Origin of the sequence: Lactococcus sp. AK05 (assembly GCF_041026685.1) — a bacterium.
Taxonomy (GTDB): domain Bacteria; phylum Bacillota; class Bacilli; order Lactobacillales; family Streptococcaceae; genus Lactococcus; species Lactococcus lactis.
Genome location: NZ_JBFTEI010000012.1, coordinates 1 through 23204, shown reverse-complemented (window position 1 = coordinate 23204; position 23204 = coordinate 1). Strand labels below are relative to the sequence as shown.

Below are 23204 nucleotides of genomic sequence, written 5' to 3'. Positions count from 1 at the left end.
ACGTTCGCTTGGAAGACGTTGTCCAATTTTCCAGATGCCTTTTTCAACTTCATCTTTTAAGGCATCATGTATTTTTACATAATTCGGTACTGATTTTCTTGCCATAGTTCCCCCTAACTAAATAATAACAATATATACCACTTTAATATCTGTCTACCATTATATCACAGTTCATATGACTTACAAATAAAGAACATTTAAAATAATCGCAAATCTTATCTTCTATTAGCTTTTAATCTATAAAAAAAGAATTAGTTAATATAACTAACTCTTTTTTATCTTTTATCAGTATTCAATTATTTTGAAGGAACAGTGATTTTTCCATCAATAATATCTGCTTTTGCTTTAGCAACTGCATCTTTGATTTCTGAATTTGCACTGTCAAGTCCTAAGTTAACCCCACCATTTTTAAGGTCATAAGTAACGATTGTTCCACCAGGGAATTTACCATCTTTAGTCTTGTCAGCGATATCTTTTACAACATTACCAACTTCTTTGATTGTTGATACAAGTACAAAGTTAGAATCTTTACCGTCTTTAGATTTGTATTTTCCAAGATATTCTTGGTCTTGGTCAACACCGATAACCCAAACTTTGTCAGCCTCATTCTTAGTTGAGTTCAATGCTTTAGCTTCACTGAAGACACCAGTTCCTACACCACCAGCACATTGATAAACTACGTCATCACCAGCACCGTACATAGCTGCAGCAATTGTTTTACCCTTGGCCGCGTCAGAGAAAGATCCCGCATATTGAACATCAACTTTAATATCTGGATTTACAGATTTAGCTCCAGCTTCATAACCTTTTTCAAAACGTGTAATAACATCTGATTGCATTCCACCGATGAAACCAATTTTGTTAGTCTTAGTTGCTTTTGCGGCAGCTACACCAGCAAGGTAGGCACTTTCGTTATCAGCAAAAGTTGCTGATGCCACATTTTTTTGGTCTTTGATGACTGAGTCAACGATTACAAAGTTAGATTTAGGATTATTTTTTGCTGCAGCTGATGTTGCATCTTGTAAAGAGAATCCGATACCAAACAAAAGTTTGTAGCCTTGTTGTTCCGCAGAGTTATAGTTAGTTGTATAATCTGAAGCAGAGTTAGATTGGAAATAAGTGTATCCTGTACCTTTTTTCAGGTTATTTTCTTTCCCCCAGCTTTGAAGACCTTCCCAAGCGGATTGGTTAAATGAACGGTCGTTTACACCACCAGTATCGGTGACGATTGCTGCTTTAAGGTCAGTTTTTGCTTTACCTGATCCGGCTGCGTCATGTGAACGGCATCCTGCAAGGACTGCGACTGATGCAAGTGCGAGAGCACTAACTGCGATTACACGTTTTTTCATGGAAAGGGTATCCTCCGAGTTTTGTTTGGCTAAATATAGCTTAAGACTATTTTAAGATATATTTAGTCTTTTTGCAAGTCCAAATAAGCTGAATATCCCTTTTTCTCGCTAAATGTTCGGAAATAACCTATCAATTACTAAGAATTATTCATATTTATCAGTAATTACCATTTTTACGTTTTTTAAAAGAAAAAAGTTAAAGCGCTTACTTTGGTTACAAATTAATATGCTACCTGTTGATAGCATATCAATTTTATTTTAATCAAGATTTTTGAAAGAATATGGTAAAAGTTCCTCAACTGAAGTTTCTTTTACATTATCATTTTTAGAAATCAAAAAAACTGGCATATCTGCTGGACAAAATTCTGCAATAACTTGTCTACAAGCACCACAAGGACTAATAGGTTCTTCTGTTTCTCCGAATACATAAAGAGCATCAAAATCTTTCAGGCCTTCTGATATTGCTTTAAAAATAGCTGTTCGTTCAGCACAATTAGAAAGTCCAAAACTAGCATTTTCAATATTACAACCTGTGATAATTCGACCATCAGTTGTATGAAAAGCTGCTCCTACAGGAAAATGAGAGTAAGGAACATATGCCAAACTCGCCGCTTCGCGTGCGGCAGCAATCATTTTTTTAGTAGTTGTCATTTGAAGTCAGACCTTCCATAATTGCAACACCAGCCGAAACACCAAGACGTGTTGCACCAGCATCAATCATTGCTTTTGCTTCTTCAAGATTATGAACCCCACCAGAAGCCTTAACTCCCATATCTGGGCCAACCGTTTGACGCATTAATTTTACATCCTGAACAGTTGCTCCACCTGTTGAGAAGCCTGTTGAAGTTTTGACAAAATCAGCACCAACTGCTTTAGCAATTTGGCAAGCTTTAATCTTTTCATCGTCAGTTAAAAGGCTTGTTTCAATGATAACTTTAAGAATTTTATCACCTTTTACTGCGTTGACAGCTGCAATATCTGACTCAACAAGATCCCAATCCTTAGATTTGGCTGCACCAATATTAATGACCATGTCAATTTCATCAGCACCATTTTCAATAGCGTTTTTAGCTTCAAAAGCTTTGAGTTCAGAAGTATTAGCACCTAAAGGAAAACCAATAACTGTACATACTTTAACGTCGGAGTCTTTAAGTTCTTGGCTGGCATAATTTACCCATGTTGGGTTAATACAAACGCTCATGAAATCATATTTTTTTGCTTCATCAATTATTTGTTGAACTTTAGATTTTGGAGCATCGGCTTTAAGAATAGTATGGTCAATATATTTATTAATTTGCATTTTATGTTCTTTCTATTTTTTTAATCTTAAGTAAATTATTCCAACGATGAGATAGACTACAACGAAGATAATGATAAAAGCAATAAGTTGAATAAGCCAACCCAAATTTTGTAAGTACAATTTGGTCGCTGCTCCAGCCAAAGCTGACAAGATGACTTGCAGGGCCATGACAGGTGTTGGGATTTTTAAATCATTTTTCATCTTATCTGATAATTTCTAGAATTTCTTTTTGATGAACTTGTTGATCACTAATGACCAAACTGTCATTAAATTCAGCAACTAATTCGTCAGTAATTTCGCGGTTAGAATAAAGCTGAGCAATGACTTCACCGGCATTCACTTTATCTCCTACCTTTTTCGTCAGAGTAACACCTGCTTCAAAATCAATATCATCAGTCTTAGTTGCACGTCCTGCTCCTAATTTCATAGCAAGAAGACCAATTCCTAAGGCTTTTTCTTCACTAATAAATCCTGATTTATCTGCTTTAATTTCCACTTGATATTTTACTTGAAGAGGAGCTGTCAAATAGTCAAAGGCAGTTGGGTCACCACCTTGGGCCTTGACCATTTCAACAAATTTTCCGTAAGCTAAGCCATTAGTAAAATGTTCTAAAATTTCAGGAATTGATTTTTCAAGTCCCGCAAGTTGCAGCATAATTTGGGCAAGTTCCGCAATAAATTCTTGGAATTCCTTTGGCGCTTTTCCTTGTAGAGTATGAACTGCTTCAGTCATTTCATTTCGATTTCCGATAGCAAAACCAAGAGGTTGACTCATATTTGTGATGACAGCGACGGTTTCTCGTCCTACAGATTTCCCAAGGTCAACCATTGTTTGAGCAAGAAGGCGAGCATCTTCAACCGACTTCATAAAAGCCCCATCCCCTACAGTTACATCTAGTAGAATGGCATCAGAGCCCGCGGCAATTTTTTTGGACATGACAGAACTAGCAATTAAAGGAATAATATCAACAGTTGCTGTGACGTCTCGAAGAGCGTAGAGTAATTTATCGGCTTTAACAAGTTCATCGGATTGCCCAATTATGGCAATTCCTGTTTCTTTGACCTGATCAATAAATTCTTTTTCCGTTTTTTCAAATTTGAAGCCAGGAATTGACTCCAATTTGTCCAAAGTTCCTCCCGTATGTCCAAGCCCACGACCAGACATTTTCGCAACAGGAACCCCAAATGACGCTACAAGCGGAGCTAAAATAAGTGTTACTTTATCACCCACTCCACCAGTAGAATGTTTATCAACCTTGATTCCGGCAATATCAGTCAAATCGAATTCTTTTCCTGAATGAACCATTGCCATCGTGAGATGAGCAGTTTCTTCTGTTGTCATCCCTTTAAAATAAATTGCCATCGCAAGTGCTGACATTTGATAGTCTGGCACGATTCCTTTGACATAATTTTCAATCATCCAATCGATTTCAGCTTGGCTAAATTCACCACCATCTCTTTTCTTTTGAATGAGATCAACCATCCGATAGGTCATAGGCTCCTCCTCGTTTTATCTTATCAATAATTATATATTTTTATAACTTCTTAAAATAAAGTATCCTTTATCTCTGGCTACAAGCTGACAATTACCAAATACTTCTTCCATTTTCTTTTGAGCAGACGGGGCACCCTGTTTCTTTTGGATAACAATCGTCAAATGCCCTCCATCATTTAAGTGACCAAAAGCACCAGCTAAAATTTCATGGACCACTTCTTTACCGGCCCTAATTGGCGGATTTGAGATAATCGCATCATATTTTTCACTGACAGACTCATAAATATTTGAAAGTTCAATTTTACTATTACTGACAGCATTGTCAATCGCGTTTTGACGGCATAAATCAAGTGCCCGACTATTGACATCAACCATTGTCACATCTAAATCAAACTTTTTAGCTAAGGTTAACCCTAATGTTCCATAACCACACCCAACATCTAAAAGACTTTTTGCACTTTCAGGTTGATAGTTTTCTAATAAAACACGAGAACCATAATCAATTCCATTTTTTGAAAAGACACCACGATCCGTTTTAAAACGCATTGACTGACCTAATAATTCAACTGTTAAGGTCTGGAAGTCATGTGATAAATCTTGATTGTCTTCATAATACATATTTGTTTTAACCATTAATTTTATTTTAACATAAAAGCCCTTTTTTATCTTAAAAAAATTTTTAGAACTTCTACTTATTTTGTAATCTCTTACACTTTTACTGACAGAAGTGTAAAAATCTTGTCAGTAACTTATTTAATACGCTTACAGATTTATTAGTTTTTTTACCTTGATAAGCCAAAAATATGGTAAAATATTTGTCATGAATGAATTCATTAATTTTGACGAAATTAGCCGAAAAACATGGCAAAATCTTTATAATACTTCGATTGCTCCCTTAACTCATGATGAGTTAGAGTCAATCCGCTCACTCAATGATGAAATCAGCTTACAAGATGTGGAGGACGTCTATTTACCACTGATTCATCTTCTTCGCTTATATAAAAAAAATTTAGAAGACATGAGTTACTCTAAGGGACTTTTCCTACAAAAAATTGTCAAAACTCCCCCACTCATCATTGGGATTTCTGGCTCAGTCGCCGTTGGAAAATCAACAACCGCAAGACTTCTCCAGCTTCTCCTTTCACGTGCTTTTCCAAAATTAACCGTTGATTTAGTGACAACCGACGGATTTTTGTACACGACTAATGATTTAAAAAATATGGGGATTCTCGACCGCAAAGGTTTTCCTGAAAGCTATGATATGGAAAAATTAACAAGTTTTCTTTATCACGTCAAAAATGGTGAAAAATTTGAAGTTCCGATTTACTCACATGAAACTTACGATATTTTGCCTAACCAAAGTCAAATCATTGACAGCCCTGATATTCTTATTGTAGAAGGAATTAATGTGCTTCAAAATCCACAAAATCAACTGCTTTATATCAGTGATTTTTACGATTTTTCAATTTATGTCGATGCTGACGAAAAACTCATTGAAAAATGGTACCTCGAACGTTTTGACAGCCTTTTAAAATTAGCTAAATATGACCAGACAAACTTCTATCATCAATTTACAAAAATGCCAGAAGATAAAGTAATCAATCTAGCCCGTGAAACATGGGCACGTGTCAATCGTGTCAATCTCAGAGAATATATTGAGCCCACAAGAAATCGGGCAGAAATTATTCTTCACAAAACAGAAAATCACTATATTGACAAAATTTACCTGAAAAAATTCTAAAAAAAATACTGACAAATCTGTCAGTATTTTTTGTCTTCAATTTTACTGACAGAACTGTCAGACAAGATTAGAAATAATCTGCTGTATCATCATTTGGAAAAACAAATTTCTTTAAGACAAAGACACCAATAATTAATATCAGAATAGCACTAGCAATCAATAATACTCCAACCAATCGTTCATGATAGGTTAACAACAGTCGAATCAGTGAAGTAATCCCGAGTGATAAGAGGAAAATTAATGACACATGTCCTTTATTTCTCAATGAAGTGATAATCAAAGTTAAAAATTCAAAGAAGATAAAGAAGGAGAGAATACTTTCCAAAATATCGTAATAATGAACCTCACTCTCAGAAAGAAAAGCAAGTAAAACAAGATTATAAACTTCTCTAAATAGAAAATAAACCATCAAAAGCCCTACTACCATAAGCAACATAAAACTAATTTTCGATAATAGATTAGCAAATTTCAGTTCAATATGATTAAAAAAATTTTTCATAGGCGCTCTCCTTCTTCTCTCATCTTTAAAATATTTCTGTCAGTAAATTAGGCTTATAAATCTGAAGATTGGACATAGCCCTGAACGAATTCGTCAATTTCAATATAAATATAGCACTTCTTATCACTAATTTTTTTTCTGATTTCCGCTTCAATTTGATTAATGATTTCATAATCTTCTAAGACAAGTTGACTCACCAAATCAATTTTTGCTGCAATCAAAATCTCTGTTGGGCCAAGGTGAACCGTTTTAACATTAATTACTCGTTCTACTTCAGGACGCTCAAAAGCTGTCAAAATCTTTTCTAAATCACTATCTGTCACACGTTCACCAACAATTAAACTATAAAATTCTCTTGTCAAGAAAATCGCAGCTGCCATAAGCAAGAAACCAATCAACAACCCACTAATTGCATCAAAAACAGGATTGCCCGTCACCATCGTTAAGACAGTTCCTAAAAGCGCTAAAAGTAAACCAATAATTGCGCATAAATCCTCAGCAAAAATAACTAAAATTTCACTGTGACGACTTTCATGCAAAAAATTAAAGATTGGTAATTTCTCTGTATTCAATTCGCTAATTTCTTTAAAAGCCACTCTTAATGATGACCCTTCAATTGCCATCCCAATCAACAAAATTCCAACAACAATGCCCGCATTTTCAACACTGTGTGCTGGATGAACCAACTTATCATAGGCCTCCATTACACCAATGACACCCCCACCAAAAAAAAGGAATGTTGCCACTATCATACTAAAGAAATATTTTGCCCTAGCTTCGCCAAATTGATGGAGATTAGTGCTCGCTTGTCTTGAACGACGGTCGCCAAACAAAAGTAAAATCTGATTCCCACAATCCACCACTGAGTGAATACTTTCATTAAGCATCGCTGCTGAGCCAGATAAACCAAATCCAATAAACTTACTGATTGCAACCAGAACATTAGCCCCAAGTGCCGCAAAAACCGCAAACATCCCTGAAGATTTTTTCTCTTCCATAACTCTCTCATTTCCTATTCAATATATCTTAATTATAACATAAGCCCTTATTTAAGATTTAATTTGTAACTTTTAAGTCAAAAATAAAGAAAACTAAAAGGCTCTTCCTACAAAGAAAGAACCTCTAAGAGAATAAATCATCAAAATCCATTCCCTAATACTATGTAAGAAAAGACGTCAAATAAATTTCAGTAATTAATATTCATTCAACTAGAACAATAATACAACATTTACAAAAAAGTGTCAATCCCTTAACGCTAATGTTTTAGTGAAAAATTATTTCTAAAACTTCTTATTCTTTTTGACCCTCTAAAATCAAAATTTCAAGTTCTTTTTTCTCACGATTCAATTTTTCTAAACGGTAAGCTAAACTATTTTTATTGTCTTTTTCTTCGATTCCTAACAAAAATTCAATTGACACATTAAAATAATTTGCCAGCTCAAAAACACGACCAACACTCGGTTTTTTCTTATACTTATAATTTTTCAAAGTATTCCGAGGATAACCAAGTTCCCGCTCAACTTGATTAAAAGATTTATGAGCATCTTTAATCAACAACTTTAATCTTGAGTAAACAAACAAATATTCATGTTCCATAATAATAATCCTTCTTTTTTAATTTTTTATAGATAAGTTTTCAATAAGTGAATAAAATAAATTCAAAGAAACATTCAAATTCACTCTTCACTGATTTCTTCATCCTCTTCCCAATTCCAAGCCCGAGAAAATTCCTGATTTTGGAAAAGTGAAGCCAAACCACTCAACTGTTTTAGACGAAGCAACTCTTCTTTATCCATTCCAATATGTTTCATAATCCACTGGTCACTCAACCCCGATTCTACCAATTGTTGAACAATTTCTGTCATCAATTCGATTGAATGTGTGCCTCTAGCACGATTATGTCGAATGGTACTAGCAATTCTATCTTCAAGTGGGCGATCAATAATCGACACAGGTAAACAATTTCCTTCTCGTTTAGCAATTTCTTCAGAATTTTTCATGACAAGATAACGATGAAAACCATCCACAATTTCATAAAAATCCTGTTCTTTATCGTAATAACAAACGATAGGCATTGTATAACCATCTTCCAAAATCGACCGTTCAAGTAGTTGAAATTCAGGAGGTGCTGTTCGATTTGGATTATAAGCATTTGCTCTAATCTTCTCAATTGGTACTCGCCTGATATCATAAGCTGGACTTATAAAAATGTCTCCCATTTTTCCATTGCCTCTTGTTTTTTCTGTAATTCATCCTTTGTTTGACCAAACCCCATATACTGACAAGAAGTATCATTCTTTAAAATCGTGATACACATGCGTTTGTATGAAGGAACCAACCTAAAATTTTTAATTGGCACATCGTCCGGATAATCTTTAAAGCGAATCACTTCGTATCTTTGCTTATATTTGCGCTTATTTGTTGGTGGACCCAAACGTTCAAAGTCCGAGCCAAGCTCCTCTAACTCATCAATCACATTTTCTGGTAAAGCTCCACCAGTTTTCATCCAATAATCCATTGAAGATTTAAATTTTTTACGATAAACCTTTCGAGTTTCCTCTGGCAATGTCTCAAGTAAAAATTCAACATAAGATTTCCAAGTATGTCCTTTAGGGAGCACAGCTCCACGGTAACCCATTGCTGCAGTTCCACCATAAAGCGCTGCAAAATTTGCTCCATTAACACGACCAACTAATTTTCCCCAAGTTGCTGGTTCTAAAGCCTGATAGAGTTTTAATGAATGCACTCCACACTGATGGAAAGGATTAGCAACCCTCATTGATTTATAAGGAACTCCCGCCTGATAGTACAAATCATAAAGATGATTATAATCAAGCTCAAATTTAGCATTAGCTCGCCAGATATCTTCAAATAACCAATCATACATTGGATAAAAATTGAAGACATCTTGACTAATACGATGGCTATAATTAGTCGTTCCAAAACGAGAAAAAGTCTCCTCGCGCGTCACCGCATTATAACGATTTAAACTTTCCTGAGCACGAATTCCCACCAAAACAGCCGTTCGTACGACCTCTTTTTCTCGATGAAGCCATTGGCAAAACTTACTTTGAAACTCATAATCAGACATTCCAACTTTAAAAAATGGAAATTCTTGATTTTCTAAACAAATAGCTTCTGGAGGAATTGAATTCAACCAAAGTTCATGATGTTCTGGGTCCCAAGGCAACCAAGTTGATTGTGACATCGAAATTCCACAAGAAGCCGATACAGGAAGACAGACGTGATAGTAATCAAATTCTGGATATTTTCCCATTGAACGTTCAATATAATCTTTAGTTTCTTGATAATTTCCCTCATAATCCAAATAAAAAACAGAAACTTTTATCCCTTTTTTCATCCAATCATGACTTTCATAATAAAGACGAACCAATTCCAACATCAAACCCGAATCCTTACCGCCAGAAAAAGAAATAATCAGGTGGTCAAAATAACTACAAATATAATCTAATCTATGATTAAATGCTTCATAAACATTTTCATTTTGATAAACTTTCACCTCGTCTTTCCTTTCCATTATTGATTTTATTTTTCACAGCGCTATGTCAAAACTATCAACAATTATATATTACAAAAAAGCAAAGATTTTGTAAAAGTTTTTATCAAATTAAAAAGTAATCAAAACAATTAATTTCTTAATAAAATAATGATATACTATTGAAAATAGTAAAATAATTATCCAAAATAGATTATTTTTAATTATTGACTTTTTAAAGAATAAGTTCAAAGAGAAAGGATTTTATACTCCTCCAAGTATAAATAGAAGCATCATGACAAAAGATACGAAAGAAATCATTATTCGCACTCTCTTAAATATCGCCTCAGAAAACGAAAAATTGACTATTGAGGAAATTTCAAAACGGTCACATATCACTCGAGCAACCATCAAACGGAATTTTAAAGCAGGGGTTCCCGCTATTGTCGAATATATCTACCTAAATATTGTCGATGAGGTCAATGAACGCTTACTCCAATATAAATGTGAAGAGGTTTCTCTTGAACTTCTTGCCGATATTTTACTCCCAGTTCTTTGGCAACATAAAGAAGAAGCGCATATTATCTACAGCTCTCAACTTCCTTTTCGTTTAATTGAACCAGTAAGTGATAGAACTTGGAAATGGGCTGAAAAACGTTTTAACTTTCTTATAAAAGAACATGGTTTAGCAAATTATTTTACAGCTCAAGAACTTCTAAAATATTTTAATGCTCAACTCATTACCGTTCTAACCCTTTGGCTAGAAGCTGACATCCCGATCCATTTAGACAAGTTCCGCCCAAAATTCATGTTTTTCATGAATGCTTCTATCAATCAACTTATTTTTAAAGGAATAAAATAAAAAAACGTAAATCCACAGATTTACGTTTTTATTATCATATTTTCATGCTTAGGGCGCAATCCGTTTTCTGGCTGCTCGTTTTCTACCCATTTCAATTTGTTCTTCTTTTTTCTTGATAGGATTGATAACTTTTGTTTTAATGCCAATAGCAGTGGCAGCAAGTCCAGCTATCAAAAGTGCATTCCCTGCCAAAAAGCCTTTAATAAATGTACGATTCATTTGTCTCTCCTCCTAGTTTTATAGATAAACAGCCAAATAATAAAACTTTAGTAAAATTTCCTCATTCGACTCTACAAAATCATTTTAACATAAATGTTATAAATCTAAAAATAATAAACTTAGAATGAAATAATAAAAAACCTTCTAACTATAATGCTAGAAAGTTTTCATTAACTCTAAATCTTCGTTGATTATTTAAACCATTTATCAACTTCTTTTTGATGATCTTTAATCCAATTTTTGGCAGCTTCTTCTGGTGTTTTACCATTTTGAATATCAAGCATAACAGCTTCCATATCCTTAGTTGTCCAATTAAACTTATCTAAAACTTTATAAGCTTCTGGATTTTCTTTCTTCAAACCTTTACGAACAATGGTATTAATATTTTCTGAAGTTCCCATTGTTCCTTTTGGATCAGCCAAATATTTCAAATCATATTTGTTAAACATCCAATGAGGTGACCAACCAGTAATGACAATATCTTTATGTTGTTTGATTGCTTCACCAAGAGCTACAGTCATAGCACCTGATGATGAAGGAACAAGTTTCCAATCTTTAAGATTATCATAGCTATTAAGCGTTTTTTCACTCGCAGCCATTACACCTGCACCTGGTTCAATACCTGTGATTGTCTTATTCGCTTGATTTGTTAAATCTTCAATTGAATTAACATTCATATAACTTGGAACAACAAAACCAACTTTAGCCCCTTTAAGGTTAGGACCTAACAAATCAACAGATTTACCATATTTTTGCCATTGTGTTTTATGCGTATTTGGCAACCAAGCAGAAACCATTCCATCTGCTTGACCATTGGCTACTGTTTGCCAAGCCACCGCATTATCTAAAGCTGTCGTTTTTACATCAAAGCCATGTTCTTTCATCGCTTGAGTCAAAACATTGATTGATGCAACTTCTGAATCCCAGTTCATATAAACTAAGTCAACTTTTTTATCAGAGGCTGTTTTCCCAAAAGACATTCCTGAAAAGGCCCCAACAATTAAAGCTAACAATGAAACTAAGGCAATTCCACGTTTCCATTTTTTAACTGTAGGATTTCCCTGTTTTTCAAGAGGAGAAACATTAAGTTTTTGTGTAAAGCGGTCAATAATAATAGCCAAAATAACTAATGAAATTCCACTTACAAACCCTTTACCAATATCAGCTGATTGAACGGCTGCAAGTACACCACGACCTAAGCCAGGCGCCCCAATCATAGAAGCGATAACGACCATAGAAAGAGCTAACATAATCGTTTGGTTAACGCCGGCCATAATCGTTCCTTTAGCCAAAGGAAATTCCAATTTAAAGAGCTTTTGACGGGCAGTTGAACCAAATGAATCTGCCGCTTCAACTAATTCTGTTGAAACTTGACGAATTCCCAAGTTAGTCATTCTGACTGTTGGTGGGAGTGCAAAGATAACAGAGGCAAATACCCCAGGAACAACTCCAATTCCAAAGAATGCAACCGCTGGAATCAAATAAACGAAACCGGGCATTGTTTGCATAAAGTCCAAAATCGGTTGAACGATCTTAGCCACTAAATCAGATTTGGCCATCCAAATCCCTAAAGGAACTCCAATTATGATTGACAATAAACTTGAAAGTAAGACAAGTGTGATTGTACTCATTAGATCTGACCATAAGCCCTGATTAGCAATTAAAGAAAGACCAATGAAAGTGAATAAAGGAAAGGCAATTTTTTTTCCTGAAACCAAAATGGCAAGGATAGTAACAACAACAATCATCAGCCAGAATGGAACAGCAGTTAAAGCACCTGTAATACCATTCATCAATACCGTTCCTGATTTTTGAATCACATCAAATCCTGAACTAAAAGTACTAGTAATCCAATCTGTTGCCGATGACACCCAGTTTGCTAAGGGGACTTGTCCAATAGCTAAATCAATCATTTATTCTCCTCCTCTTTTTCAATCTCCTCTACTTCGTCCTCATCAGGAATATCAGCTAAGGCCTCTAAAACACTTCCTCGAATCAATACACCCTTAAGGAATCCATTATCATCAACAACTGCTAAAGGCGTTGGGGCATCATAGATAATTGGCAAGATATCTCTTACAAGCATTTCTTTAGAAACTGTTCCGACATCTGTAGTCATCACATCTTTTAATGGTTGATTATTTTTTCTAGCAGCAATGGCTTGTTCACTCGTAACAACACCACGGAATTGACGTTTTTTGTCAACAGCCATTAGAGAGCTGACTTCTTCAGTCTTCATCTTCTTCAAGGCAACGCTAGGTCCATCAACATCAATATTAGTAGTTAAAGCTGGAATCATGATGTTTTCTGCTGTAATAACTTTTGCACGATCTACATCTTCTACGAAAGTTTTAACATAATCATTTGCTGGATTGGTCAAGATTTCCTCACCAGTACCAATTTGCATGATTTTACCATCTTTCATGATTGCGATGCGGTCACCAATACGAAGGGCTTCGTTCAAATCATGAGAAACAAAGATAATTGTTTTTTGAAATTTTGCTTGAAGTTCAAGTAGCTCATCTTGCATTTCGCGACGAATCAAAGGGTCAAGAGCAGAGAAAGCTTCATCCATAAGCAAAATCTCTGGGTCATTAGCTAAGGCACGCGCAAGCCCAACCCGTTGTTGCATCCCACCAGATAATTGTTTAGGATACTGATCTTTAAAGTCTAACAAGTTTGCATTATCTAAGGCCTTCTCCGCGCGTTTGCGACGTTCTTCCTTTGGTACATTTTGAACTTCCAAACCATACTCGGTATTTTCTAAAATTGTTCGATGTGGAAATAGACCAAAATTTTGGAAAACCATACTCATTGTTTTACGGCGAACTTGAAGCAAATCTTCTTTATTCAATGTAGCAACATCTTGGTTGTCAATAAATATTTTTCCGCTCGTTGGTTCAATCAATCGATTAAGCAAACGCAACAAAGTTGATTTACCTGAACCAGATAGACCCATGATGACAAAAATCTCACCCTCATTGATTTCAAAATTTGTATCATAAACCCCTACAGTTGCACCGGTTTTTTTCAAAATTTCATTTTTAGGCTCACCTTTTTCAACCATTGTTAATGCGGTTTTAATCCGTTTGCCAAAAATTTTAGTTAAATGTTCAATTTTTATTTTTACTGGCAAAATAACTCTCCTTTACTCTAACACAGGGAAGCTTAAAACATTTTTAGAAGTATAAATTCTAAATAAATAGGTTAATTAATAATTAGAAGTTTTAAGTTACGCAAGTGATTTTCTCATTTAAAGTGACCACTCAATAATAACAATATGTAGTCACTATGTCAAATAACTAAACTTAAGCTTAAAAAAAAGGCATCATTTTGTAAACGATGTCTTAGTTGCCATAAAAGAAATTTTGGACAATTTGTCCTGTATCAGAAGCACCCACAAAATATAAGGTATCCCCTTGATTTAATGTTGCGTATGGTCCTGGCGAAACAATTAATTCTGCATTTTGTAAAATGGCAACAACTGTCGCCCCTGTATTTTGCCAAAGATTCATTTCTCCTAGGCTCAGTCCGAACTTTTCAGAGTCTTTTTCCAGTTCAAATTCAATAGGAGTTAAAGGGTTTATTTTTTGAAAATGCTCAGTTTGGTCAACCAATTTATCCAAGATGGATGAAAAATTAGCTAATTCTCTCCTCTGACTCTCCACACTCTGCATGATTTGTGTCCGTAAATCTTGCATTGTTTCCACTTCTTGATATTGAGCCAGATATTCCTGTGCCTTTTGCTTTGAAGCAATATTCACACCGCTCCCATGAACAGGGTCAACTATTCCCAAGTCACTTAGAACATTGATTGCTTTACGTGCCGTTTCGGGTGAGACAGCAAAAGTTGTTGCAAGAGTTGAACGAGCGTATATTTTTTGCCCAACTTTAAGTTCATTACGTACAATTCTTTCAGCAATTTGTAATGCAATCTGCTGATATCTTGGTTGTCTCGCTATGCGCATCTAATTCTCCTCATCACAAGTCATTAAAAATCTATTTTACCTGAACAAAATGAAATTCTTTCATATTATAGCGCTTTATCATTTATTTTTCAATCTATACCATTTAGTAAGTTTTCTCAAACCTCTAAACCAAATATATATTTCATAACCCTTTTTTAGCTGAAATTTTTAACAAAAAGAAGCTATAACAACAATTGTTATAACTTTTCCTTTTCTACTTAGATTTTTTTGTAGAGTAAATCCTTTGATCCCCTATTCCCTCTGTAATCGGAGAACGATAAGCAATATTCTTTTTGTTTGCATCGTTAATGAGAGCTTGCCAAGCTTTCCAGACATTTTCTTCAGAATAACGTCTAGCTAATTCATAAGACTGAGTAGACATTTTTTGTAGTTTATCTTCCTGAGTAAACAGTTCAACTAAGCGGTCAGCCATTTCTTGAATTCCCTCATAAGGAACAACAAAACCATTTTCTCCATCCACTATCAACTCATTTGGTCCATAGTTTACATCATAAGTAACCCCAACCATCCCATGGCTTATTGCCTCCATGAGAGATAAATTAAAACCTTCCATGATTGAAGCTAGGGCATAGACTTGGAACTCTTTTTGCAGCTCCCCAACATTATTAGCATACTCAAATTGATGCACTGCTTCTTCCATATGATATTCTTTTATCGCAGCATTAATGGCCTTTTGTGCTGAATCATCATCTCGATGATCAACATAACCATAAAAATCTAGTGTAATATCTGGAACAGTTTGTCTTGCAATCCCTATCGCCCTAATGATATGATCAATTCGTTTTTCAGGAGCAACACGTGCAGTAACTAAAACGCTATGCACTTTACGCTCCTTCATATCAATTCGCTTTTCTGAAAAAACTTCATTTGGAACAACTCCAACAGGAATAGTAAATAATTTGCTTTGAGGATTAAATCGTTTTGAAACATCAAGTGTTTGTTTTTCTGTTGCTGAAACAATCGCATCGTAACCATTTAAATTCATTAATCCAAATTCATAAAAGTTATTCATAACCGAGTGCATCGGCTCTTGAGCATCACCAGCATGTGAGTTATGCAAATGAAGAACCGTATAGGCAGGACGATCCAAGTTCAATAAAGCCCAATCCGCCAAATGTGTTCGATCCATGATAAAAATATTTGCTTTATCATCTTGCCAATACTCTTCGTTTAATAAATTAAGAAAATGGAGCGTTAACTCATCAATATTAGTGAAATTATAAATTGCCCCATCAGCACCATTCAGACGCCAACCACTTTTGGTATACTTGTGATTTCCATCATATTTATTAAAAGTTTCCAACACTGGCTTGCCGTTGATATCCATCCAAACTTCTGTGCCAATCTTGTTATCAGGTGTATACCATTGACTTAAACTCAAAAAACCTCGAAAATCATAAAAGTCAACTCGATAAAGATTTCCAAACCCATCGAAAAATTCTACAGCACTTACTCGTTCAAGAGGATCTTCGCCAAAATATCGAACACGAGCAATAAGTTGTTGTCCTTGAAAGACAAGATATCTAAATTGATTAGGTTCCTTATTATAAGTTAAAGAATCGACTCCAAAATCTAAATCTTCAACATGGAGGACTTTTTCCTCTACAAGTTCTGCTTTCTGAAAATAATCAAACATACATAAAGTTTCTGAATCGGAGATGCCTACTTCACCTAAAAAACGATGAATATTAGGATTCCATTCTCGAAAAACAAGTTTAAAAGCCTCATTATTTTTTCGAAATAATGCTGCACGTTTAAGCTGTGCATGCTCTATCCCAGAATTTTTTTGATTAAATGTTGAGTTAATAAAAAATAACATGATTCCCCATTCCTATATTTGATTATCTTATGAATAAATTATCAGCAATAATCTTCTCATTAAGCCACTGCCCCCAAACAGCTTCTTCGCTATACTCTTTTGCCATTTCGTAAGCAGAGCGAGAAAACTTGTCCCAATTTGCTTTTGATTGAATAATTTCTACAATAGAGTCAGCAGCAGTTTGAATCGCCCCATACGGAACGAGGTACCCATTTTCTCCATTCTCTATCTGTTCAGTCAGCCCATACTTAACCTTATATGCTACAACTGGCACCCCATGATTTAAAGCCTCTAAAACGCTCATCCCAAAGGCTTCTCCTTCCGAAGTGTTAAGTAAAAGTCCTGCATTATTTAAAGCAGTTTCTAGCGCTTCCTCTGATTGGTAACCTTTAAAGTTAACAACATTTTTTAAATTATTAGTTTCTACAAGTTTTTCTAAATCTTTTTGAATCTCTGAAGGAGATGAATAGCCATAAAAATCAAGGCTTGTTTCCGGTAATCTGCGATAAACATTCGCGAAAATTTCTACAACATCAGCTGGTTTTTTCTCTGATGATAAACGCCCAACATAAATAATCTTATTTTTATTTCGATAAGCTGATTTTTTAACTTTTTTAGCAAAAGTATCAGTTAAAGATATGACCTGCTTAAAATCATAAAATTTAGTAATTTCATCTTTTTGTTGCTTAGTAGCAACAATTAACCCATCAAAATTATCTTTATACACAGTAAATAAATCATTAAGATAATCTACTACTAATCTTGATGCTCCTGCTTGCTGATTATTTTTTGAATGAGAATTATGTAAAAATTGCCATTTTCCTACTGCACCTTCCACACCTGCAACGGCGGGAATGAGTGATGGTCGATCATTTATAAATACACTTGCTTCTTGGCTTGCTAACTCATTCATGAAAAAAGTAAAAAGTTCTTCTTCTCGATTAAATCGTCTATTCTTACCTTTATAATTTAATAATTTATACATTGTTGGATTTAGAACCCCTTGAATATTCATATGTATGATTTCCAATTTTGGAGTTCCATTGATATCAAAAAAGATTTGCGGCCCTTGAGTTCCGTCTGGATGAAAGTATTGTGTAGAAGAAAGAAAACCTCTACGATCCCAAATATCTTTAGCTACTACATGATTCATCGAATCATTATATTCCATTGAACCAACTAATCCAACTGTCGCTGGTGCAATCATTACTTTAGCAATCGTTTTTCCAGCATGCTTAATCAGTGATTCATTAGCATCAATTCCTTCAATATGATATTCTCTTTTATTTATCTTGTCTGTGTAACGCACATCAACATCTTTTTCAGGAACATTTATTACTTCTTGAAAATAATCATACATATTTAAGACATCATCATGAGTTAAACCTACCCTCTTTAAATCTCCAGAGAGTTGAGGATTGTAATTTCTTGTCAAAATTTTAGCTTCAACACGATGATTTTTGAACATTTTCAATCGTTTAATCGCTGAAAATTCTGTCCCAGAATTCAGGGTAAAAATATTCTCATTTACAAAATAATTCATTATCAATACCTTTCAGTTAGATATATTATTAAAATTGATATTAAGCAAGAGCTTTTAGCGCTTCATTTTTTTCTATGTTTTGGTGTTGCTTTTCTATTTTCTCTATTTCAAGAATATCTTCGATAAAACTTGGTTTCTCGCTGAGAATATCTGGTTGTTCTGGTGTTGGATAAGAAGAAATCAACTTTTCTACCTTATTCGGAGCTTCAATATTTTTTACGCTAGCTATTACAAGTGAAAATTCTAGTTCCTTTGGATTAAAATTAATTGGTACTTCTGGAAGAACAATTGCACTTCCTCCTTCATTAACAGATAAGAGATTTTGAACTCGTTTAAATTGATTAACTTTTTTCACGCTATTAATAAATGATGAACTTCCAGTAATCGTAGAAAGTAATTATTTTACATTATCATCTAATGCACTCTTAAAGTAGGTTTTTAAATCAAGATCATTTGGTAGGGAGCTTTCTATTACAATTTTTCTTGTCGGAATACCTGTCATTTTTTCCATTGAATCCAATCGTTTTCTTAAATTACTAATACTTTGATCGTAACTGGAACGAATTTTGGTAAAATGTGTAATTGTATCTTCTAGGTTTTCATCAATCAAAGCTTGAATATGCTCAAGATAAACTTTATGAATTGTCACTTTTAATTCATCAACACTTTGTAAATGTGTTAAGTCTGAAACCTCAGTCCCAAGACTATTCGCCAACACTTCAACATTGCGGTAAGAAGCACTATAAATATCCATGTAATTTGGAAGTGAATTAATTGCATTCACAATTTCTTGCAAACCAGTCTTAGAATCTGACATTTTAGCAATGTTCTCATTTAATTTAATTGATTCATCCAAATATTGACGATAATCTTTAACTAATAAGGCGAAAACCTGCTCTCTATTTTCATATTCTATCTGCCACTCCTTGAAGTTGGTTAATAGCCTATTTAAGTAGCTTTCAATGTTTGTTCCACGATAAGCTATATCACTATTTCCCAAATCAATAAGTCTTTTCCCTCCAAGTTGTATAAAAATTGAAACCTGTTTTTGATATTCCGCCAATGCTTTAACAAGATCCTTAGCTATTACCTCAGCTTGAGAATAAAACCCTTGAAATGTTTCTGTCCATTGCGATAGTTCGAACTTCCTTGTTAATTTTATTGATGATTCATTGACCTCAATTTCAGGAATATTAAATTCATCTATAAAATTAAAACCGGTTGCTTCATTAATTGGGAAAGTAAACATATCATTTTTAAAGATAAATTGATTCAAATTATGTAAAGCAGTTTCAAAGTCGTTATCTTTTTTTAGAACAATATTTCTTAAATCTAAACAATGATTAAATTCTTGACTCAATCGATTATATAATTCCTGATTGGAATTATATTTTTTCATTTCTTCTTGATATTGTATTTGAGCAACCTCTCTAGATTTATCTAAAATTTGATAATCATTATAAATAACTTTGTATTGTTGATTTAGCTTTTCGAGTTGGTTATTCATCTTTGTATACTCAGGTAATATTTTTTTATATAAACTATTATACTGAGGATATTCGTCATGCCAATTTTTTGACTGTTCCTTTAGTCGTAAATAAAGTTGCTCACCATTTTGGTAAGTATCCTCTAAAGCTGAGAAATTATCTTCTAATTCAAACTTTAGTCCATCTTTTATGCCTGTCAACTTCTTGAGTTCTTTTTCAGATTCTTTATAGTTTGCTAGAATAGATTCTTTATTTGCCGTTGCAATTCTGAGAAGACCTGCAACATCAGAATATGCTTTTTTAACAATTTCAAGATTTTCCTCACTTTGAGCAAGCTTTTCTTTGGCAGTATCATAAGATTCTTTAGTGGAGTTATACCGAGTTTCAAAAGCTATATAATCATCTTTTATATTTTTGAAGGACGTTTGCTCTTTTAGGAATTCTCGTTCGAGTTTATCGTATTCCTGAGAAATAACTTTAAATGCTTCTTGTGATTGTCCCCGTTGGTGGTTAAGAATCCCATATTTTGATTTTAAAACTTCTAAAACCATTGTAATTTTTTTCTGAGCAGCCAATGTTTGGCTTAAGGAATCATTATAAACTTTTGACTTATCTTTTTTCTCATCAACCAGCTTCTTCACCAGTTCATAGCTAGCACTAATTTGCTCAAAAACACTTTTTTGTAATTTGAACTTTTCTTCCAAAGGATAAAAATCTTTCGCTAAACTATCAACCCTACTTTTGGCAACATCCCTGTCACGGGTGATATAACCAATGACAGTCTTACTCGGATTTTTTAAACCATTCATTTCCTCAAGATTTTCTTTAAGCTCAGCATACTTAGCATATTCTGCATCATAGCTTTTTTTGGAAATATTATAAGCTATAGCTACTGCTTCATAGTTTTTTTTGTGTTCTTTATATTTTTCTTCCATTGCTGCCAAAGAAGGCTCAACAAAACTATAAATTTCTTTTGAGGTTTTTGCTTCTTCTTCTGTATTCTTTATTTTTTTATCAATAGATTGAAGGTTTTGCTCGAATTTCTGTTTATTAGCTTTAGTTTTTTCAAAATCTTTGACTAGCATCTCCCAATCATTTTTTATGGTATTTGCATGGTGATATTTCTTACGGGATTCTTCAAAAGTTTCTTTCTTTTCCTGATAAATTTTTTTAAGTAACTCATAGACAGAGACAATCCCGTTCAAACGACTTTGTGTTGCTTTAAATACTTCTCTCTCTATCACCAATTTACCCTTTAACTCAACAAAAATATCGTTTTTTTCAGACTTTTTATCAATTAACTCTTGTACCTCATCGTTAATTTTTTTCAGAGCTATAGAGTGTTCTTCAAACTTTCTTTGAACCACTTCTCTATCTTGAATAATATTTTCATATTCTTCAGTGATTTCTTGATATTCCTTAAGGCTTTGTTCATACTTTTGTTTTATTCCTTCGTATTTGACCATTTCAGAAGTATATTTTTCTTTTTTATTAGTCATCTTTTGAGAAAGTTGATTAAAATCTTCCAAATTACGATTTAATATTAGATAACCTTTTTTATATTCAGCTAAATCATTAAAGTATCTTTCTGAATGTTGTAGATATTTTTCAAGTAGTTGTTTGTGTGTTCTCAATTCTGAAGAATAGTTACTCCTTCCCACCATATTACTCACTTCCTTTTGCCGTATTGCCACTCCTAATTCTTTACTAGCTTTCAATTCAATTTGACTGTCAGGAATCTCCCTTGACGACGATTTTTGCTCTTTCGAATTTTTCAAGAACAAACTATTCAAAATATTAAGTTGTCTGCCTTGTTTCTTCATTAACGAACCCAACCTCTCTAATAAATAAAGTTTAAAAAATAATAATAATAAATAATAACATTAGGCAGATAGATATTTTTATCTATCCGCCTAAAATTGGAAAGGATTCGTTTCAAAAGATTAACTTAACTTTTAAAAATCCTTTATGTTACCAGGGAAGAGTTTGAGCTATCCACTCCTTAAAACCATCAGTATTAATTCCATACCACTGATTATTAATATCGGCGCTTTTCTCATTAACCTGTTTTTGAAGTTCTGGAGTCCAGCCAGAGAAAATATCAGAAACATTTTCGATCAGTATACGCTGTTCCTTTAACCATTTTTCCTCATCTATTGGCGAAAATTTTTGGGATTTCAAATACATATCTGTTAAATAGTTTTCAAAATCAGATTGTAACCTTTCAGGCTTCCATTTACGAATCATTTCAAACCAATGCCTGTTTTCTCTTGCCCAAATATGAGCTTGATAATTAAACATATTTTCAGAATTTCTTGTAATGGATTTAGGATTACATAACCACATGTAAACGACTTCTTCAAGGTAACATTTATCAGTTGATAGTATACAAGCCAAACCAACAAAATAAGTATCTTCATAAATTGGTAAATCAACCAAAAATCTTAAATTTATCATTTCTAAGTAAGTACGTTTATACCACTTTCCGTAAACAGCTTTAACATCCTTATTATTGTGAACGATGTAGGTGTAGGGATTTCCAGCAACTTGTTCCCAATAACCTGCCAATATCATTTGATGGCCTTGATTAGCCGCATTATAAAACGGCCATAATGCACCCACATAATAGAGAACATCATCAGCATCAATAAACATAACGTATTCACTCTTAGAATGATCTATACCGTACTGCCTAGCTATACCCGGCCCACTACTTGGTATTTCATGATAATTAATTTCAAGTTTGTCTGCTAAAACATCAAACTTTTTTAAATTAATGGGTTCTCCCCCATCATTAACAAGATGGACATCCAGTTGTGAAAGATCAATTCCAATCTGATTATAAATAGATGCTAACGGAAGCATTAGTTCCGATTCCGTCTGCCCCTTGAAAGGAATGATAATACTTACTTTTTTCATATTTTTTAGTTTCTTCCCTTTATGATTTTCAATGGCATAATCTTTTAAATTTTTAATTTGCGTTCATAAACTATCTGCTATAATCATAAGCAAATTAATTTTCTTTACGACGTTTTACCTCAGTAAGAGTGAGTACACCAAGTAAGGTACCAAATCCTAAAACTAACGCTTCTGCACTACTTAAAGAATCATCGCAAGTTTTTGGTAATGTAGTATTACTTGTGCCGATTCCAACAGGAGTTCCAAGAGGAGTCAATGTTGAATTTTGAGTCTTATTAGAAGTATTTAATTTAGTATTTTTACCGATAATGGTGCCATCTGGATTAATTATTTCACCGTTTGGAAGATGAATTGTGCCATCTGGGTCAATAACAGTACCTTCAGGAAGATCAATAGTTCCTCCAGGCGTTTGAACTGTACCACCGCCAGGGAGCGTAATGCTTCCATCTGGGTTTAAAATAGTTGGACCATTTGGTTTAACCTTAC

At 33.9% G+C, this 23204-nt stretch carries 22 protein-coding genes and 2 pseudogenes; 2 read left to right on the top strand and 22 right to left on the bottom strand.

The features are described 5' to 3' along the window. The 7 genes and pseudogenes from AB6B24_RS12110 to AB6B24_RS12080 form a co-directional block, all read right to left on the bottom strand. A pseudogene (locus AB6B24_RS12110) lies at positions 1 to 105 on the bottom strand (GntR family transcriptional regulator); the annotation flags it as partial. A 191-nt stretch (positions 106 to 296) separates the two neighbouring features. Continuing rightward, positions 297 to 1349 (bottom strand): BMP family protein, encoded by a 1053-nt coding sequence (locus AB6B24_RS12105; RefSeq protein ID WP_012898057.1) that lies wholly within the window; start codon positions 1347 to 1349, stop codon positions 297 to 299. 258 nt (positions 1350 to 1607) lie between these two features. Next, positions 1608 to 2000 (bottom strand): cytidine deaminase, encoded by a 393-nt coding sequence (locus tag AB6B24_RS12100; protein WP_003130469.1) that lies wholly within the window; start codon positions 1998 to 2000, stop codon positions 1608 to 1610. After that, positions 1987 to 2649, bottom strand: a complete 663-nt coding sequence (gene deoC, locus AB6B24_RS12095; protein WP_311802814.1) for a deoxyribose-phosphate aldolase — start codon at positions 2647 to 2649, stop codon at positions 1987 to 1989. The genes AB6B24_RS12100 and deoC overlap by 14 nt, the downstream gene beginning before the upstream one ends. A 12-nt stretch (positions 2650 to 2661) precedes the next feature. After that, entirely contained in the window at positions 2662 to 2850 is a 189-nt protein-coding gene (locus AB6B24_RS12090; protein ID WP_047205979.1) for a hypothetical protein, read from the bottom strand. Between the two features lies 1 nt (position 2851). Then, positions 2852 to 4144 (bottom strand): pyrimidine-nucleoside phosphorylase, encoded by a 1293-nt coding sequence (locus AB6B24_RS12085; protein ID WP_146978089.1) that lies wholly within the window; start codon positions 4142 to 4144, stop codon positions 2852 to 2854. Between the two features lie 30 nt (positions 4145 to 4174). Continuing rightward, positions 4175 to 4777 (bottom strand): class I SAM-dependent methyltransferase, encoded by a 603-nt coding sequence (locus tag AB6B24_RS12080; protein WP_015426615.1) that lies wholly within the window; start codon positions 4775 to 4777, stop codon positions 4175 to 4177. Positions 4778 to 4964: 187 nt separating this feature from the next. On the opposite strand from AB6B24_RS12080, the gene coaA reads away from it, so the two are divergent. Beyond that, positions 4965 to 5885: a type I pantothenate kinase gene (gene coaA, locus AB6B24_RS12075; protein ID WP_017864671.1), complete on the top strand. Its 921-nt coding sequence runs from the start codon at positions 4965 to 4967 to the stop codon at positions 5883 to 5885. Positions 5886 to 5952: 67 nt separating this feature from the next. Here the strand turns inward: coaA and psiE are convergent, their stop codons facing one another. The 5 genes from psiE to AB6B24_RS12050 all read right to left on the bottom strand — a co-directional run bounded on the left by psiE (position 5953) and on the right by AB6B24_RS12050 (position 9904). Continuing rightward, on the bottom strand, positions 5953 to 6384 hold the full coding sequence (gene psiE / locus AB6B24_RS12070; protein ID WP_010905975.1) for a phosphate-starvation-inducible protein PsiE: 432 nt from the start codon (positions 6382 to 6384) through the stop codon (positions 5953 to 5955). 53 nt (positions 6385 to 6437) lie between these two features. Next, complete coding sequence (locus AB6B24_RS12065) at positions 6438 to 7382, bottom strand: cation diffusion facilitator family transporter (RefSeq protein ID WP_311802815.1); 945 nt, start codon at positions 7380 to 7382, stop codon at positions 6438 to 6440. A 292-nt stretch (positions 7383 to 7674) separates the two neighbouring features. Beyond that, positions 7675 to 7980 carry a helix-turn-helix transcriptional regulator gene (locus AB6B24_RS12060; protein WP_311802816.1) on the bottom strand — a complete coding sequence of 102 codons (306 nt, stop codon included), beginning with the start codon at positions 7978 to 7980 and terminating at the stop codon, positions 7675 to 7677. A gap of 80 nt (positions 7981 to 8060) precedes the next feature. After that, a complete protein-coding gene (locus AB6B24_RS12055; protein WP_003130454.1) occupies positions 8061 to 8603 on the bottom strand; it encodes a ParB/RepB/Spo0J family partition protein in 543 nt (180 codons plus the stop codon). Further along, entirely contained in the window at positions 8585 to 9904 is a 1320-nt protein-coding gene (locus AB6B24_RS12050) for a DUF3440 domain-containing protein (RefSeq protein ID WP_311802827.1), read from the bottom strand. The genes AB6B24_RS12055 and AB6B24_RS12050 overlap by 19 nt, the downstream gene beginning before the upstream one ends. A gap of 271 nt (positions 9905 to 10175) precedes the next feature. Here AB6B24_RS12050 and AB6B24_RS12045 point away from each other — a divergent pair, with 271 nt between their 5' ends. Continuing rightward, complete coding sequence (locus tag AB6B24_RS12045; RefSeq protein ID WP_153241562.1) at positions 10176 to 10742, top strand: TetR/AcrR family transcriptional regulator; 567 nt, start codon at positions 10176 to 10178, stop codon at positions 10740 to 10742. A gap of 48 nt (positions 10743 to 10790) precedes the next feature. Here AB6B24_RS12045 and AB6B24_RS12040 read toward each other — a convergent pair whose 3' ends face one another. From AB6B24_RS12040 to AB6B24_RS11995, 10 genes and pseudogenes are all read right to left on the bottom strand, one after another. Then, the gene (locus tag AB6B24_RS12040) at positions 10791 to 10961 is read right to left on the bottom strand and encodes a DUF3042 family protein (protein WP_021722758.1); all 171 of its coding nucleotides are present in this window, start codon (positions 10959 to 10961) and stop codon (positions 10791 to 10793) included. A gap of 191 nt (positions 10962 to 11152) precedes the next feature. Continuing rightward, positions 11153 to 12874, bottom strand: a complete 1722-nt coding sequence (locus tag AB6B24_RS12035) for an ABC transporter permease/substrate binding protein (RefSeq protein WP_047205947.1) — start codon at positions 12872 to 12874, stop codon at positions 11153 to 11155. After that, positions 12871 to 14097 carry a glycine betaine/L-proline ABC transporter ATP-binding protein gene (locus tag AB6B24_RS12030; RefSeq protein ID WP_003130443.1) on the bottom strand — a complete coding sequence of 409 codons (1227 nt, stop codon included), beginning with the start codon at positions 14095 to 14097 and terminating at the stop codon, positions 12871 to 12873. The genes AB6B24_RS12035 and AB6B24_RS12030 overlap by 4 nt, the downstream gene beginning before the upstream one ends. A 211-nt stretch (positions 14098 to 14308) precedes the next feature. Continuing rightward, a complete protein-coding gene (locus AB6B24_RS12025; protein WP_003130442.1) occupies positions 14309 to 14929 on the bottom strand; it encodes a GntR family transcriptional regulator in 621 nt (206 codons plus the stop codon). 214 nt (positions 14930 to 15143) lie between these two features. Further along, positions 15144 to 16769: an accessory Sec system glycosyltransferase Asp1 gene (gene asp1, locus AB6B24_RS12020; protein ID WP_153241560.1), complete on the bottom strand. Its 1626-nt coding sequence runs from the start codon at positions 16767 to 16769 to the stop codon at positions 15144 to 15146. A 22-nt stretch (positions 16770 to 16791) separates the two neighbouring features. After that, positions 16792 to 18312, bottom strand: coding sequence for an accessory Sec system glycosyltransferase Asp1 (gene asp1, locus AB6B24_RS12015; protein ID WP_311802820.1), 1521 nt, complete (start codon positions 18310 to 18312; stop codon positions 16792 to 16794). 40 nt (positions 18313 to 18352) lie between these two features. Beyond that, positions 18353 to 18667: a hypothetical protein gene (locus AB6B24_RS12010; protein ID WP_369164787.1), complete on the bottom strand. Its 315-nt coding sequence runs from the start codon at positions 18665 to 18667 to the stop codon at positions 18353 to 18355. 42 nt (positions 18668 to 18709) lie between these two features. Further along, positions 18710 to 21622: a hypothetical protein gene (locus tag AB6B24_RS12005; protein WP_369164786.1), complete on the bottom strand. Its 2913-nt coding sequence runs from the start codon at positions 21620 to 21622 to the stop codon at positions 18710 to 18712. A gap of 148 nt (positions 21623 to 21770) precedes the next feature. Beyond that, entirely contained in the window at positions 21771 to 22718 is a 948-nt protein-coding gene (locus tag AB6B24_RS12000; RefSeq protein ID WP_311802823.1) for a glycosyltransferase family A protein, read from the bottom strand. 94 nt (positions 22719 to 22812) lie between these two features. Next, positions 22813 to 23204: pseudogene (locus AB6B24_RS11995) on the bottom strand (hypothetical protein); the annotation flags it as partial.

Bases quoted from the DNA above. Each gene is read 5' to 3' on its own strand.
- AB6B24_RS12105 (WP_012898057.1), bottom strand. From the start codon at position 1,349: ATGAAAAAACGTGTAATCGCAGTTAGTGCTCTCGCACTTGCATCAGTC.
- AB6B24_RS12100 (WP_003130469.1), bottom strand. From the start codon at position 2,000: ATGACAACTACTAAAAAAATGATTGCTGCCGCACGCGAAGCGGCGAGT.
- deoC (WP_311802814.1), bottom strand. From the start codon at position 2,649: ATGCAAATTAATAAATATATTGACCATACTATTCTTAAAGCCGATGCT.
- AB6B24_RS12090 (WP_047205979.1), bottom strand. From the start codon at position 2,850: ATGAAAAATGATTTAAAAATCCCAACACCTGTCATGGCCCTGCAAGTC.
- AB6B24_RS12085 (WP_146978089.1), bottom strand. From the start codon at position 4,144: ATGACCTATCGGATGGTTGATCTCATTCAAAAGAAAAGAGATGGTGGT.
- AB6B24_RS12080 (WP_015426615.1), bottom strand. From the start codon at position 4,777: ATGGTTAAAACAAATATGTATTATGAAGACAATCAAGATTTATCACAT.
- coaA (WP_017864671.1), top strand. From the start codon at position 4,965: ATGAATGAATTCATTAATTTTGACGAAATTAGCCGAAAAACATGGCAA.
- psiE (WP_010905975.1), bottom strand. From the start codon at position 6,384: ATGAAAAATTTTTTTAATCATATTGAACTGAAATTTGCTAATCTATTA.
- AB6B24_RS12065 (WP_311802815.1), bottom strand. From the start codon at position 7,382: ATGGAAGAGAAAAAATCTTCAGGGATGTTTGCGGTTTTTGCGGCACTT.
- AB6B24_RS12060 (WP_311802816.1), bottom strand. From the start codon at position 7,980: ATGGAACATGAATATTTGTTTGTTTACTCAAGATTAAAGTTGTTGATT.
- AB6B24_RS12055 (WP_003130454.1), bottom strand. From the start codon at position 8,603: ATGGGAGACATTTTTATAAGTCCAGCTTATGATATCAGGCGAGTACCA.
- AB6B24_RS12045 (WP_153241562.1), top strand. From the start codon at position 10,176: ATGACAAAAGATACGAAAGAAATCATTATTCGCACTCTCTTAAATATC.
- AB6B24_RS12040 (WP_021722758.1), bottom strand. From the start codon at position 10,961: ATGAATCGTACATTTATTAAAGGCTTTTTGGCAGGGAATGCACTTTTG.
- AB6B24_RS12035 (WP_047205947.1), bottom strand. From the start codon at position 12,874: ATGATTGATTTAGCTATTGGACAAGTCCCCTTAGCAAACTGGGTGTCA.
- AB6B24_RS12025 (WP_003130442.1), bottom strand. From the start codon at position 14,929: ATGCGCATAGCGAGACAACCAAGATATCAGCAGATTGCATTACAAATT.
- asp1 (WP_153241560.1), bottom strand. From the start codon at position 16,769: ATGTTATTTTTTATTAACTCAACATTTAATCAAAAAAATTCTGGGATA.
- asp1 (WP_311802820.1), bottom strand. From the start codon at position 18,312: ATGAATTATTTTGTAAATGAGAATATTTTTACCCTGAATTCTGGGACA.
- AB6B24_RS12005 (WP_369164786.1), bottom strand. From the start codon at position 21,622: ATGAAGAAACAAGGCAGACAACTTAATATTTTGAATAGTTTGTTCTTG.
- AB6B24_RS12000 (WP_311802823.1), bottom strand. From the start codon at position 22,718: ATGAAAAAAGTAAGTATTATCATTCCTTTCAAGGGGCAGACGGAATCG.